This window comes from Phenylobacterium sp., assembly GCF_004799395.1.
In the GTDB taxonomy this organism is placed as follows: Bacteria; Pseudomonadota; Alphaproteobacteria; order Caulobacterales; family Caulobacteraceae; genus Phenylobacterium.
Genome location: NZ_SSMZ01000080.1, coordinates 1 through 13,887, shown reverse-complemented (window position 1 = coordinate 13,887; position 13,887 = coordinate 1). Strand labels below are relative to the sequence as shown.

General features: G+C 68.3%; 17 protein-coding genes. 13 read left to right on the top strand and 4 right to left on the bottom strand.

Annotated elements, in window-relative coordinates:
• Window positions 1-9 precede the first annotated feature (9 nt).
• Window positions 10-387 (bottom strand): DUF3140 domain-containing protein, encoded by a 378-nt coding sequence (locus tag E8A12_RS05465; protein ID WP_293366824.1) that lies wholly within the window; start codon window positions 385-387, stop codon window positions 10-12.
• 244 nt (window positions 388-631) lie between these two features.
• On the opposite strand from E8A12_RS05465, the gene coxB reads away from it, so the two are divergent.
• The 11 genes from coxB (at window position 632) to E8A12_RS05410 (ending at window position 10,156) form a co-directional block, all read left to right on the top strand.
• Complete coding sequence (gene coxB / locus E8A12_RS05460; RefSeq protein WP_293366822.1) at window positions 632-1,627, top strand: cytochrome c oxidase subunit II; 996 nt, start codon at window positions 632-634, stop codon at window positions 1,625-1,627.
• Window positions 1,628-1,645: 18 nt separating this feature from the next.
• Window positions 1,646-3,322: a cytochrome c oxidase subunit I gene (ctaD, locus tag E8A12_RS05455; protein WP_293366821.1), complete on the top strand. Its 1,677-nt coding sequence runs from the start codon at window positions 1,646-1,648 to the stop codon at window positions 3,320-3,322.
• A gap of 82 nt (window positions 3,323-3,404) precedes the next feature.
• Window positions 3,405-4,394, top strand: coding sequence for a heme o synthase (gene cyoE / locus E8A12_RS05450; RefSeq protein ID WP_293366820.1), 990 nt, complete (start codon window positions 3,405-3,407; stop codon window positions 4,392-4,394).
• Window positions 4,391-4,543 (top strand): hypothetical protein, encoded by a 153-nt coding sequence (locus E8A12_RS05445; RefSeq protein WP_293366819.1) that lies wholly within the window; start codon window positions 4,391-4,393, stop codon window positions 4,541-4,543. The genes cyoE and E8A12_RS05445 overlap by 4 nt, the downstream gene beginning before the upstream one ends.
• Window positions 4,544-4,565: 22 nt before the next feature.
• On the top strand, window positions 4,566-5,138 hold the full coding sequence (locus E8A12_RS05440) for a cytochrome c oxidase assembly protein (protein ID WP_293366818.1): 573 nt from the start codon (window positions 4,566-4,568) through the stop codon (window positions 5,136-5,138).
• A 16-nt stretch (window positions 5,139-5,154) separates the two neighbouring features.
• Window positions 5,155-5,355 (top strand): hypothetical protein, encoded by a 201-nt coding sequence (locus E8A12_RS05435; RefSeq protein WP_293366816.1) that lies wholly within the window; start codon window positions 5,155-5,157, stop codon window positions 5,353-5,355.
• Window positions 5,356-5,503: 148 nt separating this feature from the next.
• A complete protein-coding gene (locus E8A12_RS05430) occupies window positions 5,504-6,385 on the top strand; it encodes a cytochrome c oxidase subunit 3 (protein ID WP_293366815.1) in 882 nt (293 codons plus the stop codon).
• Window positions 6,382-6,738 (top strand): DUF983 domain-containing protein, encoded by a 357-nt coding sequence (locus E8A12_RS05425; protein ID WP_293366813.1) that lies wholly within the window; start codon window positions 6,382-6,384, stop codon window positions 6,736-6,738. Before E8A12_RS05430 ends, E8A12_RS05425 begins: the two co-directional genes overlap by 4 nt.
• The gene (locus tag E8A12_RS05420; RefSeq protein ID WP_293366811.1) at window positions 6,731-7,492 is read left to right on the top strand and encodes an SURF1 family cytochrome oxidase biogenesis protein; all 762 of its coding nucleotides are present in this window, start codon (window positions 6,731-6,733) and stop codon (window positions 7,490-7,492) included. Before E8A12_RS05425 ends, E8A12_RS05420 begins: the two co-directional genes overlap by 8 nt.
• On the top strand, window positions 7,492-8,883 hold the full coding sequence (gene thrC, locus E8A12_RS05415; RefSeq protein ID WP_293366809.1) for a threonine synthase: 1,392 nt from the start codon (window positions 7,492-7,494) through the stop codon (window positions 8,881-8,883). Before E8A12_RS05420 ends, thrC begins: the two co-directional genes overlap by 1 nt.
• A gap of 58 nt (window positions 8,884-8,941) precedes the next feature.
• Window positions 8,942-10,156 carry a pitrilysin family protein gene (locus E8A12_RS05410; RefSeq protein ID WP_293366807.1) on the top strand — a complete coding sequence of 405 codons (1,215 nt, stop codon included), beginning with the start codon at window positions 8,942-8,944 and terminating at the stop codon, window positions 10,154-10,156.
• 33 nt (window positions 10,157-10,189) lie between these two features.
• On the opposite strand, the gene E8A12_RS05405 is transcribed toward E8A12_RS05410, so the two are convergent.
• Genes E8A12_RS05405 through E8A12_RS05395 form a run of 3 tightly spaced genes read right to left on the bottom strand, consistent with a single transcriptional unit; the run spans window position 10,190 to window position 12,364 of the window.
• Window positions 10,190-10,498 (bottom strand): transcriptional regulator, encoded by a 309-nt coding sequence (locus E8A12_RS05405; RefSeq protein ID WP_293366806.1) that lies wholly within the window; start codon window positions 10,496-10,498, stop codon window positions 10,190-10,192.
• A gap of 1 nt (window position 10,499) precedes the next feature.
• Window positions 10,500-11,111 (bottom strand): hypothetical protein, encoded by a 612-nt coding sequence (locus E8A12_RS05400; protein ID WP_293366805.1) that lies wholly within the window; start codon window positions 11,109-11,111, stop codon window positions 10,500-10,502.
• Entirely contained in the window at window positions 11,108-12,364 is a 1,257-nt protein-coding gene (locus E8A12_RS05395; RefSeq protein ID WP_293366803.1) for an acyltransferase family protein, read from the bottom strand. The genes E8A12_RS05400 and E8A12_RS05395 overlap by 4 nt, the downstream gene beginning before the upstream one ends.
• A gap of 138 nt (window positions 12,365-12,502) precedes the next feature.
• Between E8A12_RS05395 and E8A12_RS05390 the strand changes: the two genes are divergently transcribed.
• Both E8A12_RS05390 and E8A12_RS05385 read left to right on the top strand, forming a co-directional pair.
• Window positions 12,503-13,114: a GNAT family protein gene (locus E8A12_RS05390; protein ID WP_293366802.1), complete on the top strand. Its 612-nt coding sequence runs from the start codon at window positions 12,503-12,505 to the stop codon at window positions 13,112-13,114.
• 119 nt (window positions 13,115-13,233) lie between these two features.
• Window positions 13,234-13,887: diguanylate cyclase (locus E8A12_RS05385; RefSeq protein ID WP_293366800.1), on the top strand; the 654-nt coding region annotated here is incomplete at its 3' end.

Sequence of the window (13,887 nt, the reverse complement as noted above, 5' to 3'; positions counted from 1 at the left end):
TTGCCCCCGTCAGACCTCTCCGCACCGGCCGCGCAGGGGATCGTGGCCCCAGTTCATCAGGCTCCAGCGCCAGCGGGTCTGGGTCACGTCTCCCCATGGGCGTTGCGCCAGATGTCGGCGGCAGTAGCCGATCACTTTCCTCATATGGCGGTAGTCGGCGTCGGTCAGGTCGGCGACCGGCGTGGCCCGGATCTCCAAGATCCTGCGCGCCGACTGGCGGCCCACCGATTCCGTCTCGCCGCGGCGGATCACGCCGACCTTGAGGCTCTCCGGCTTCGCCAGCCAGGCCTTCAGCTCCGCGGGCTCCAGGTTCACCAGCGAATCGAACGCTTTGCGGATCGCCGCCTCCTCGTCCGGATGGAGATGGGTCGGGGGCTTCAGCGGCATGGGGGGCTTTCGAACACGAGTCGTTGAAACGGCTGAAAAGCGGGCGGCCTGCGCCTTCGCGCGCTTACGTCACGGATGGCCGGCCCATGGGCGTGCGCTCGCGCCTTGGCAAGCCCAAGCGATGCGCGTATGCACCCGCGATGAAGGGCTAAGCCGGCGCGCGAGCGTCCGCGCGCGCCGTTCTGTACAGTCGACCGGATCGCCAGATTCGCGCGGTGCAGCCGACAAGTCAGACCGAGGGGACATGCAGTCTAGGTTTCAGGGAATGCGGGCGCTGGCGGCGGGGATCGCGACAGGCGCTTTAACGGCGTTCTGGGGCGCTTCTGCGCTGGCGGACGATCTGATCGGCCAGCCCACGAACGGCTCGGTGATGATGCAGCCGGGGGTCACTCCCCTGAAGCATGACGCCATCTTCTTCCACAACTACATCCTGTTCCCGATCATCACGGTCATCACCCTGGTCGTGCTGGGGCTGCTGCTGTGGATCATCATCCGCTACAACAAGCGGGCCAATCCGGTGCCGGCCAAGTGGAGCCACAACACTCCGCTGGAGGTGATCTGGACGCTGGTGCCCGTGCTGATCCTGGTGATCATCGCGGTCTTCTCGTTCAAGCTGCTCTTCGAATATCACGACATGCCCAAGCCCTACATGACCGTGAAGGCCACGGGCTATCAGTGGTACTGGGGCTACGAATATCCCGACCAGAAGATGCCGGAGTTCATCGCCAACATCCTGCCCGAGGACAAGGCCAAGGCGGCCGGCAAGCCCTACAAGCTCGCGGCGACCGAGCCCCTCGTGGTGCCGGTCAACCAGACCGTCCAGATCCTGACCACCGGCGCCGACGTGATCCACGCCTGGGCCGTGCCGGCCTTCGGGGTGATCATGGACGCGGTGCCCGGGCGGCTGAACTCGACCTGGTTCAAGGTCGACCGGATCGGCACCTACTACGGCTCCTGCCGCGAGCTCTGCGGCGTCGACCACGCCTTCATGCCCATTGAGGTGCACGTGGTCAGCCAGGCCGATTTCGACGCCTGGGTTCTGTCGAAGAAGGGCGTGCCCATCGGTTCGGCCCCACCCGCCGCGGCCGCTCCGCCGGCCGCCCCGGCCGCCGGCGCCGGCGCCGCCGCCACGCCGGCGTCGGCGACGGCTCCCGCTCCCGCCGTGCCGACCGCCCAGGTCAATCCGGCGGCCCCCGCGCCTTCCACCAAGCCTGCGCCCCTGGCGCCGGTTAAGAATTGATCCGAGGATCCGCGTAAGATGGCCTACGGCTCCCACGCTCACGACGACAGCCCAAACGCTCACGGGCACGACAGTCACGACCACAAGCCGGGCTTCATCACCCGCTGGCTGTTCTCCACCAACCACAAGGACATCGGCACGCTCTACATCCTGTTCGCCATCATGGCGGGCCTGGTGGGCGGCGCCTTGTCGGGCCTGATCCGCTGGGAGCTCTATGAGCCTGGCATTCAGATCTTCCAGCCGCACAGCTGGATCGCCCAGATCGGCCTGATCGAGGGATCCAAGCACGGCTACAACGTGGTGGTCACCGCCCACGCCCTGATCATGATCTTCTTCATGGTCATGCCGGCGATGATCGGCGGGTTCGGCAACTGGTTCGTGCCGCTGATGATCGGCGCGCCGGACATGGCGTTCCCGCGGATGAACAACATCTCGTTCTGGCTGCTGGTCGCCTCGTGGATCATGCTCTGCACATCCATGTTCGTGGACGGCGGGCCGGGCCGGGGCTTCGGCGGCGGCTGGACCATGTACGCGCCCCTGTCGACCTCGGGTCACACAGGGCCGGCGATGGACTGCGTGATTCTCTCGATCCACCTGGCCGGCGCCAGCTCCATCCTCGGCGCCATCAACTTCATCACCACCATCTTCAACATGCGTGCGCCGGGCATGACGCTCCACCGCATGCCGCTGTTCGTGTGGTCGATCCTGGTGACGGTGTTCCTGCTGCTGCTCTCGCTGCCCGTCCTGGCCGGCGCGATCACCATGCTGCTCACCGACCGCAACTTCCACACCCACTTCTTCGATGCGGCCGGCGGCGGCGACCCCGTCATGTACCAGCACCTGTTCTGGTTCTTCGGTCACCCCGAGGTCTACATCCTGATCCTGCCGGGCTTCGGCATGATCAGCCACATCGTGTCGACCTTCAGCCGCAAGCCGGTCTTCGGCTACCTCGCCATGGCCTACGCCATGGTCGCCATCGGCTTCATCGGCTTCCTGGTGTGGGCGCACCACATGTTCACCACGGGCATGAACGTGAACCTGACCGCCTACTTCGTGGCGGCCACCATGGTCATCGCCGTGCCCACGGGCGTGAAGGTGTTCAGCTGGATCGCCACGATGTGGGGCGGGTCGATCGACTTCAAGACGCCCATGCTCTGGGCGATCGGCTTCATCTTCCTGTTCACTCTGGGCGGCGTCACCGGCGTCGTCCTGGCCAACGCCGGCGTCGACTACCAATTCCAGGACACCTACTACGTGGTGGCGCACTTCCACTACGTGCTGAGCCTGGGTGCGGTGTTCGCGATCTTCGCCGGCTTCTACTACTGGTTCGAGAAGATGTGGGGCGTGAAGTACCGCGAGTGGCTGGGCGCGCTGCACTTCTGGATCACCTTCATCGGCGTGAACGTGATCTTCTTCCCGCAGCACTTCCTGGGCCTGCAAGGCATGCCGCGCCGCTACGTGGACTATCCGGAGGGCTTCGCCTTCTGGAACAAGGTGTCCTCGATCGGCTACGCGATCACCCTGGTGGGCGTCGGCGTCTTCCTGGTCGTCCTGATCGACGCCATGGTCTTCCGCCGCAAGGCCGAGGCCAACCCCTGGGGCGAAGGCGCCACGACGCTGGAATGGACGCTGCCCTCGCCGCCGCCGTTCCACCAGTTCAACGAACTGCCGGTGGTCACGGCCGACAGCCACTAGGGCCAAGCTTCCCACCCAACACCATCCGAGGGGCGCGCATCGCAAGGTTCGCGCCCCTCGACCATTTTAAGAGTAATGTCCGATGGCCATGTCCGAGGCCCTCTCCACTGCCGCCAAGACGCCCGCCGTGCGGGCGCCCGCCCGCTGGCAGGACTTCCTGCAGCTCCTGAAGCCGCGCGTGATGTCGCTGGTGGTGTTCACCGGCCTCACCGGCCTGGTCTGCGCCGGCCAGCCCGTGCACCCGTTCCTGGCCGGCGTGGCGATCCTCTGTATCGCGGTCGGGGCCGGGGCGTCGGGCGCGCTCAACATGTGGTACGACGCCGACATCGACGCCAAGATGCGGCGCACCCGCGGCCGCCCGGTGCCGGCGGGCCGAGTGCAGGGCGCCGACGCGCTGGCCCTGGGCGTGGTGCTGTCGATGTTCTCGGTCATGCTGATGGGCATGGCGCTGAACTGGCTGGCGGCAGGCCTGCTGGCCTTCACGATCTTCTTCTATGCGGTCGTCTACACCGTCTGGCTGAAGCGCTGGACGGCGCAGAATATCGTCATCGGCGGGCTGGCCGGCGCGCTGCCGCCGGTGATCGGCTGGGCCGCGGCGACCGGGACCGTGCCGCTCAACGCCTGGATCCTCTGCGCCATCATCTTCATGTGGACGCCGCCGCATTTCTGGGCGCTGAGCCTCTACACCAGCGAGGACTACAAGAAGGCCGGCGTGCCGATGATGCCTCTGGTGGCCGGCGCCAAGTCGACCCGCAAGCAGATCCTGATCTACAGCCTGCTCTTCACGCCGCTCTGCCTGACCCCGGTGCTCACCGGCCTTGGCGGGCCGGTCTATCTGGCGGTGGCGGCCCTCGGCGGCCTGGTTTTCCTGCTCCTGGCCGTGCGCCTGTTCCGCAGCCGCGCTGGCGACGCCCAGGCGCAGCGCAAGGATGACGGTCTTTACGACGTCAAGGCCGGCGCCAAGGACGCGCGCAACCTGTTCGCCTTCTCCATCCTATACCTGACCCTGCTGTTCGCGACCCTGCTGGGCGAGCATCTGATGGGCGTGAAGCCCCTGGACCTGCTGCTATGAGCGACCCTGCCCGCGAATCCGACGCCGAGGCCCGTGCGAGGCGCGGTCGCAACATCGCACTGGCCCTGGGGCTGGCGATCTTCGTCGTCCTGGTCTTCGTGGTCACCATCGTGAAGCTCGGCGCCAGTGTCGCACGCCAGCCCTTCTGAGCCTGCGCCCAAGCGCCGCCGGATGAGCCGCAACGGCCGCGTGGCCGCGATCTGCGGCGTCGTCTTCGTGGGCATGGTCGGCGCGGCCTATGCGGCTATCCCCTTCTATCGCGCCTTCTGCCAGGCGACCGGCTACGGCGGCACCATCCGCAAGGCCGAGACCGCGCCGGGCCAGGTGCTGGACCAGGCGCTGGAGATCCATTTCGACACCAACGTCCGCGGCCTGCCCTGGGATTTCTCGCCGGAGCAGAGTTCGCAGACGGTGAAGATCGGAGAGACCAAGGTCGCGATCTTCAAGGTCACCAACCACGCCGACCATCCGGTGACCGCGCGGGCGGTGTTCAACGTCGCCCCCGACCAGGCCGGGGTCTATTTCCGCAAACTCTCCTGCTTCTGTTTCTCCGACCAGACGGTGGCGGCCGGCGCCACGGTGGAGATGCCGGTGCTCTATTTCGTCGATCCGAAATACGCCTCGGACTTCGAGACCAAGGGCGGCAAGATCATCACCCTGTCCTACACCTTCTTCCCCGCCACGGATGTGAAGCCGGCGGCCGGGGCGAAGGCAGGCGAAAGCCCCGCCCGGGCCACCGAATAGCGCGCCGCGCCGGCAGATGCATGGCCTGGCGACCAACATCTGGGACGAGGTCGACAGCTTCGTCCTGGCGACCGCCTATCCCGGCAAGGCCGAGTTCGCGCGGGTCGCGAACTGCGGCCATCTGCTGCTGGCCCCCGCCCCGGATCAGTGCCTGGCGATGGTCAAGCGGCTCCTCGCCGAGCACGTCTCCACACCCGAAGGACGCCAACCGGCGTGATCCCCGGCGAAGCCGGCGGATGGAGCGCCCGTTTCCCCTTGGCGGACCCCGCGCGGCAGGGCTATAGCGTGACGCGAACCGGTCTATCCGCGCGGGCCTGAGTCTGCGCGCCTCGGGCCGCGGGATTTGTGAGGGACTAGGACCACCGATGGCCGCAGGCGTGAAGCACGACTACCACCTGGTCAATCCGTCGCCCTGGCCGCTGATCGGCTCGATCTCGGCGGTGGCGATGGCGATGGGCGGCGTCGCCTGGATGAAGGGCCTGTTCGGCCTTCCGGCGCACACCTCCTGGCTGTTCTTCGCCGGCCTGGCCGGCGTGCTGTTCACGATGATCGTCTGGTGGCGCGACGTGGTGATCGAGGCCAACGAGGGCGATCACACCCCCGTGGTCTCCATTGGCCTGCGCTACGGGATGATCCTGTTCATCGCCTCGGAGGTGATGTTCTTCGTCGCGTGGTTCTGGATCTTCTTCGAGATGGCGCTGTTCCATCATGTGCGCGCCGCCTCCTCCATCGACGACGTGCGCGCCGCCTGGGCCACTTGGCCGCCGAAGGGCGTCGAGACCGTGCCGGCGTTCCAGTTGCCTCTGGTCAATACGCTGACCCTGCTGCTCTCGGGCACGACGGTCACCTGGGCGCACCACGCGCTGCAGACCGGCGACCGCAAGGGCGCGAAGATCGGCCTCTTCCTGACCATCTGCCTGGGGGTGCTGTTCACCTCGATCCAGGCCTACGAGTACAACCACATCCTCGAACACAAGTACTTCTTCGGTGGCGAGGGCCAGGCCAACTCCGGCCTCTATGGCTCGTCGTTCTTCATGGCCACCGGCTTCCACGGCTTCCACGTGCTGATCGGGACGATCTTCCTGACCGTCTGCCTGGCGCGGTTGCTGGCCGGCGGCTTCACGCCTCAGAAGCACTTCGGCTTCGAGGCGGCCGCCTGGTACTGGCACTTCGTCGACGTGGTCTGGCTGTTCCTGTTCGCCTTCATCTACGTGATCTTTGGGACGCACGTCGGATCGCCTGGATGAGCAAGCCTGATCCTCTGCTGTCGGGCGCAGCCGGACGCTGCCCCAACTGCGGAGAGGGTCACTTGTTCGAGGGCTTCCTGAAGGTCTCGCCGCTTTGCGAGGCCTGCGGATTCGACTTGGCCGCGGCCGACAGCGGCGACGGCCCGGCCGTCTTCGTGATCCTGATCGCCGGCCTGATCGTCGCCTTCGGGGCGCTCTTCACCATGGTGGCGTTCAGGACGCCGGTCTGGCTCACCCTGCTGATCTGGCTGCCGATGACCCTGGTCATCGTGCTGGTGCTGCTCAGACCCATGAAGGGCCTGATGCTGGCCGCGCAGTTCAAGAACAAGGCCTCGCAATCGCGCCATGGCTAGCGCCTGGGAGCCGCAGATCGAGCCGCGGGCCGCCAGGCCCGCGGCGAAGGGCTTTCCCGTCGGCCTGACCCTCGCCACGGTCATCGCGTTTGCGATCCTCATCGGACTTGGCGTCTGGCAGCTGCAGCGGCTGAAATGGAAAGAGGCCCTGCTGGCCGGCATCGCCCACGCCGAGGCCGCTCCGGCCGTGCCGCTCGCGCCGGTGCTGGACGCCTTGGCGCTGGGCCACAACGAGGAGTTCGTCCGCGTGAAGGTCACCTGCCCGGGCTTGGCGCGGGCCAAGGCGCTGGAGCTCTATAGCCTGCGCGAGGGCCAGATCGGCGCCCGCCTGATCTCGGCCTGCCCGGTGGTGAGCGGGGTCTACCGCTCCATCCTGGTGGACCGCGGCTTCATCCCCGACACGGTGACGGCGCGGCCGCTGCCCGATCCGACGATCCTCGATCCCGTCGAGGTGACCGGCGTCCTGCGCCCCGGAGAACGCGGCAACTTCACCACCCCGCCCGCCACGCCGACCAAGTGGTATCTTCACGACGCCAGGAAGATGGCAGCCGCGCTGGGCGCAGACCAGCCGGTCGCGCCCTTGTTCCTGATGGCGGAGACCTCGACCAACCCGGACTTCAAGGGGCTGATCCCCGCGCCCTTCCCGGTGGACATCCCCAACCGGCACCTGGAATACGCGCTCACCTGGTTCGGCCTTGCCGGCGCCCTGGCCGGCGTCTATGGCGCCGCGGTCTTCAAGCGAATGAGAGGTTGATGCGCTACGTCTCCACCCGGGGCAGTGCGCCCCACGTGGGCTTTGTCGACGCGGTCCTGGGCGGGCTCGCGCCGGACGGCGGCCTCTATGTGCCGCAGACCTGGCCGAAGTTCAGCGCCACCGAGATCGCCGGCTTCGCGGGCAAGCCCTACGCGGAAGTCGCCGCCAAGGTGATCGGGGCCTTCGCCGACGGCGAGATCGCCGCGGCCGATCTGCGCGAAATGTGCCACGAGGCCTATTCGACGTTCACCCACTCGGCGGTCGTGCCGCTGGTGCAACTCGCGCCCGAGGTCTTCCTGGCCGAGCTGTTCCACGGTCCGAGCCTCGCCTTCAAGGACGTGGCCATGCAGATCCTGGCCCGGCTCTACGACCATTTGCTGGGCGGGCAGGGGCGCACCCAGACCATCCTCTGCGCGACCTCCGGCGACACCGGCGGCGCGGCGGTCGAGGCCTTCCGCGGCCGCAAGAACGTCAAGGTGGTCGCGCTCTTCCCGGAAGGCCGCATCAGCGAGGTGCAGCGCCGCTTCATGACCACGGCCACGGAATCCAACGTCGCCTGCGTGGCGGTGAGGGGCTCGTTCGACGACTGCCAGGCCATCGTGAAGGCCGCCTTCCAGGACGAGAGCCTGCGCCAGGCCGTGGACCTGTCGGGCGTCAACTCGATCAACTTCGCCCGCATCGCAGCCCAAGCGGTCTACTACTTCACCACGGCGGCGGCCCTCGGCGCGCCACAGAGGAAGATCAGCTTCGCCGTGCCCTCGGGCAACTTCGGCGACGCCTTCGCCGGCTATGTCGCCCACCGCATGGGCCTGCCGGTGGAGAGGATCCTGGTCGCCACCAACGCCAACGACATCCTGGCGCAGACCTTCGAGACCGGCCGCTATGTTCGCGGCAAGGTGCATCCGACCATGTCGCCGGCCATGGACATCCAGTCGGCCTCCAACTTCGAGCGACTCTATTTCGAGGGCGTCGATCGGGAAGCCACCGACACCGCCCGCGCCTTCACCGCCTTCGCCGAGGCCGGCGCCATCGATGTGCCGCCCAAGGCCTATGCGGCCATGCGCGAGCTGTTCCGCGGGGCCAGCGCCAGCGAGGACGACACCGCCCGCGCCATGGTCTCGACGCTGAACGAGACCGGTCAGCTGGTCGACCCGCATACCGCCGTGGCGCTCTCGGCGCTCAGCCGCGCCAAGGGCCTGAAGGGGCCGGTGGTGGTCATGTCCACGGCCCATCCGGCCAAGTTCCCGGAAGCGGTGGCCAAGGCCTGTGGCGTCACGCCGGCCCTGCCGCGCGGCGCGGCCGATCTGGCCGGGCGCCCCGAACGCTTCGACCGCCTGCCGGCGGAGGCCGACACCATCAAGGCCTACGTCCGCGCCTTCTCGGAAGGTTAGGGTCATCGCTCCCAAGGCTCATACGCTCTCCAACGGCGTCCGCGTGGTCTGCGACCCGATGGCGGGCCTGCAGACGGTCGCGCTGTCCGTCGTCGCGGGCCGTGGCGCCCGGGCGGAGGACGAGGCGCGCTCCGGCTGGTCGCACCTCCTCGAGCACATGGTGTTCAAGGGCGCCGGCGGTCGATCGGCCCGCGAGGTCGTCGAGGTGATCGAGGCCGAGGGCGGCAACATCAACGCCGCCACCGGCTATGAGCGCACCAGCTTCCAGGTCCGCGCCCTGGCCGGCGGCCTCGATCTCGGGTCGTCCGTCCTGTCCGACCTCGTCCAGCGGCCCACCATGGACGCGGGCGATCTGAACCGCGAGAAGCAGGTGGTGGGCCAGGAGATCGCCGAGGCCGCCGACGCCCCCGACGACCTGGTCTTCGAACTGGCCCAGACCGCGGCCTTCGACGGCCAGCCGCTGGGCCGACCGATCCTGGGCACGCCGCAGTCGATCGGGACCACGACGCCGCAGACGCTGGGCGCCTGGCGCAGCCACCTCTATTCGCCGAAGACGCTGGTGGTCAGCGCCGCCGGGGCCGTGGACGAGGACGATCTTCTGCGCCTGGCCGAGCGCGACTTCGGCCACACCGCCGACGATGGCGTAGCCCCCCCATTGCTCGGGCCCGCGGCCTTCACCGGCGGCCAGCGCGCCGTGGCCAAGCCGCTGGAACAGGCCAACCTGGTCCTGCTGCTGCCCGCCGTCAGCGTCGCCGACGAGGCCTATTTCGCGCTTCGCCTGCTGGCCGAGATCCTCGGCGGCGGCATGGCCTCGCGGCTGTTCCAGGAGGCGCGCGAGAACCGCGGCCTGGCCTACGCCATCGACGCCTATTCGGAGACCTACGCCGACGTCGGCGTGCTGGGCGTCTTCGCCGGCTGCGCGGCCAAGGATGCGGTCGAGCTGGCCAAGGTCGCCGCCGGCGAGATCGCCGGCATGCTGAAGCCCGCGCCCGAGGCCGAACTGGCCCGCGCCAAGGCCCAGCTGAAGGGCGCCATGTTCATGGGCCGCGAGGGGGCGCTGGCTCGCGCGGAGCAGGCCGCCGGTCAGGTCCTGCTGTTCGGCCGCACGCTTGAGCCCGCCGAGATCGCCGCCCAAGTGGACGCGGTCACGCCCGCCGACCTGGTCAGGCTCACCGAGCGCATCCTTGCGCCGAAGAAGGCCGCCGTCGCCATCCTGGGCCCCAAGGCCTCGTTGAAGGCCGCCCCGGCGTTCGAACAGGCGCTGTTCGGGTAATTTCCCCTCTCCCACTGCGCGGGAAAGGAAGGCCTAGGTCTGCGGCCCGATCACCCGGCCGAGGGCCTCGAGATAGGCGGCGAAGGCCTTGCGGCCCTGGGGCGTGATCCGGACCTGGGTGCGGGGTTTACGCCCGAGGTAGCCCTTCTCGATGGTCACATAGGCCGCGTCCTCCAGCTTGCGCAGCTGGACCGACAGGTTGCCCTGGGTGACGTCCAGCACAGCCTTCAGCTCGTTGAAATCGGCGACTTCGGCATTGGCCAGATAGGCCATGACGCCCAGGCGCAGGCGTCCGTGGATGACGTCGTCGATCTTGCCGATGTCGTAGCTGGGCTGGGCCAAGTCAGGCGTCCTGGCCGGCCTGGCGCGCGAGATAGAGGCCGGGGATCAGCATGAAGCAGACGACGCCCACGGTCGCGGCGGCGACAAAGCCCACCATGTTGTCGATGAAGAACGCCATGGCGACCCCCACCGCGAACCAGCCCAGGGCCACGACGCCCAGCCAGCCTCGGCGCCGCAGCATGAAAGCCACCAGCCAGGCCAGCCCCTGCAGGATCATCACCACGCAAGGGTAGATCAGCCATAGCGTCAGGCTGTGCAGCCGGAGCGCCACCGAGCCGATGGTGAGGCAGAGCGCCAGGTTGGTCAGGCCGACCGCGGCGAACACCGCGCCCACGGCCCGCGACGTCAGTCCTTCGCGCCGGGGGCCGTCTCGGCGGATCACCCAGATGAGGATCGCCAGGAACACCACCGACGGGCCCCAGCCGATGGCCTGGGCGCCGAGGCCTTCCTTCGGCGTGATCCCCGCGAACTGGCCGATGTGCAGCAGCATCTGGACCGAGTAGCAGGCCCCGGCCGCAGCATAGAGCTTGCCGAACTGCCGCTGCCAGTGGTCCTCGGGCGCAATCAGGGCTCGGATGAAGGCGAGGTCGTCGCGGGCGTCATCGACGTTCATTCGGCGGGCTCCGGATGGGCGGGCAGGCGTGCGGACTTGCGCGACGCTTTTTGGCTCTTGGGGGCAGCGCGCCGCCCGTTCAGAATGGCGCCTATGAAGGTCCGGCGCACCATCAGCTGGTAGCTCGCGAACATCAGCGGGAAGGCGACGCCCAGGACAATCAGGATCTTCACCTCCGCCGGCGCGTCGAGCCTGGCCACCATTGCCTGCAGAACCATCACGATCGGCAGGTGGATCAGATAGAGCCAATACGACGAGTCGGCGATGTAGCGCCGCATCGGGCTCTCGTTGGAGAGGTGCTTGAGCGCCAGGCCGATCATCGCGAAGGTCCAGCTCCAGGTGGCGACGGCGTAGCAGGCGGCGTAGGCGGCGGTGGGCCAGCCGGGCTTGGCGAGGGTGAGCAGCGGCGCGACGCCGGCGGTCGCCAGGCAGGCGCCGGTGAGCCCCAGGGCCAAAGCCAGATACAGCGGCCAGCGTCGGCTCAGGATGTTCAGGAGCCCGCCCTGGCGGTGCAGCAGCCAGCCGAAACCGAAAGCGGTGAAATAGGCGACGGCGGCCTCGGCGTTCGGTATCAGCGAGGAGTCCGGCGTCTGCACGCCGAACCACTGCCGCCACGGGCCGCCAAACAGGAAGACCAGCATCGTCGGGACGCCGAGCGCCAGCGGCGCCAGCGGGCTTTCCACCACGCTCGCCACCACCGCGTCCGCTGAGGCCCGGATCCGTCCCTGGGCGTCGAAGCGCAACACCAGGGCGCGCAGGCCCAGTGTCGCGGCGTAGAGCCAGAGCAGCAGATAGAGGAACCATAGGTGGGTCAAAGGGAAGGCCAACGGCGGCGGCGTGGGCGCGTGCGCGACGGCCGCGGCGTGTTCCTGCATCGTCGGCATGTGGCCCGAGGCGACGTAAGCCCCATAGATGCTGGCGCCGACGATGGCGGCGAACAGGATCGGCCAGCCGACCACCAGAGGAAGCGCGATGCGCTTGGTGCGGTCCTTCACGAAAGCCGCCACGCCCCGCTTCTCCACGGCCATGTGGCCAAAGAAGCCAGCGATCAGGAAGAAGGTCGTCATCCGGAACATGTGGCTGACGAAGAAGACGCCGGAGAGAAACAGGCTGCGGTGGGTGTCGATGACCGGCCAGAATTGCGGTCCCGGCAGGAACGACATGGTGGCGTGATAGACGATGCCCAGCATCAAGGCGTAGCCCCGGACCGCGTCGAGCCCGTGCAGGCGGTCCGATCCATTGGCGGTGCTCATCGAATTTCCTTCCATGGCGAGCAGGCGGCCCGGGGCCGCGGCGTTGGCGACCTCATAGATCAACTAGTCTGTAATGTAAACTAGTCTATCATGACCGCGCCTTGCGGCTCAGCGCCAATTGCGCGACTTTCCCCGCCCATGGCCCTGCTGGACTGGATCGCGCCGGAGAGCGGACTTCGCGTCGACGGCGAGGGGATCAGCCTGCGGCCGCCACGGGCCGCCGACTACGCCGAGTGGCGCGAACTCAGAGCCGTGAGCCGCGCGTTCCTGCAGCCGTGGGAGCCGACCTGGCCGGCCGATGACCTGGGCCGGGCCGCCTACCGTCGCCGGCTGATCGCCTACGCCCGCGACCGCGAGGCCGGGGCCTCCTACCCGTTCTTCGTGTTCCGCCGCGACGATGGCGTGCTGACCGGAGGCATCACGCTTTCCAACGTGCGCCGCGGCGTCGCCCAGATGGGCTCGGTCGGCTACTGGTGCGGCCGGCCCTTCGCCCGCCACGGCCACACCCTGGCCGCCGTCCGCGCGCTCAGCGACTTCGCCTTCCGCAGCCTGGGCCTCCACCGCCTGGAAGCGGCCTGCATCCCGGAGAACGCCCCCTCACGGCGCCTGCTGGCCCGGGCCGGTTTCGACGAGGAGGGATTCGCTAAGGCTTATCTCAAAATTAACGGCGTCTGGCGTGATCATGTGCTGTTCGGCCTTGTCTCGCCTTTCAAGCGGCCAGACGGTCCGGACGAGGGCGTGTCGGTCTGATCCCGGACGCCTGAAACAGGCGGTCTTGAGAGCCTTTCGGAAACCATAAGGCTCTACAATCTGGGTTCAGGCCCGCCACCCGGCGGCCTCAAGTTGGCGGGGCGAATCTTTCTTTGGCGATGCCGAGCGACCGTTGGATGTGGGACGCCACCTCGACGCTGGAAGCGTTGGGTGCGGCCGACGTCGCGCTTTGGGTCTGGGAGCCCGAGCGCGACCGCATGCGGCTGACCGGCTCGACCCGCGCGCTCGGCCTCGGCCCGCTGGCTCCCGACTGCTCCTCCGCCGCTCTGCGCGCGCTGACCCTGCCGCAAGACCGCGCCTATGCCGAAGACATCCTGCGCGTGCAGGAGCCAGGAACCGAGGTCGCGGTGCGCCTGCGGATGCGCGGCGCGGGCATCTCCATCTGGCGCGGCGTCTGGCTGGAAGAGGGCGTGCGCGCCGCTGGCGTCGTCGCCCCTGAGACCCGCTTCGCGGCCTCCGACCAGGACATGCTCACCGGCCTTCTGGACCGCCGCAGCTTCGTCATCCGCGCCCGCGAGCAGCTGGCGATGCCCGGCCACTATGAGGTGATCGTCGCCGACCTCGACCGCCTGCGCCGCCTGAACGAGGCTCTGGGCCACGAGCGCGCCGACCTGGTGCTGGCCGCCCTGGGCTCGCGCCTGGCCGCAGCCTTCCCCGCCGAAGCCATCCTGGCGCGCATCGGCGAGGACGAGTTCGCCGCCATGGTCCTGGCCGGCGCCTCTCCGGGCGCCGGGACCTTGCGCCGCGCCCTG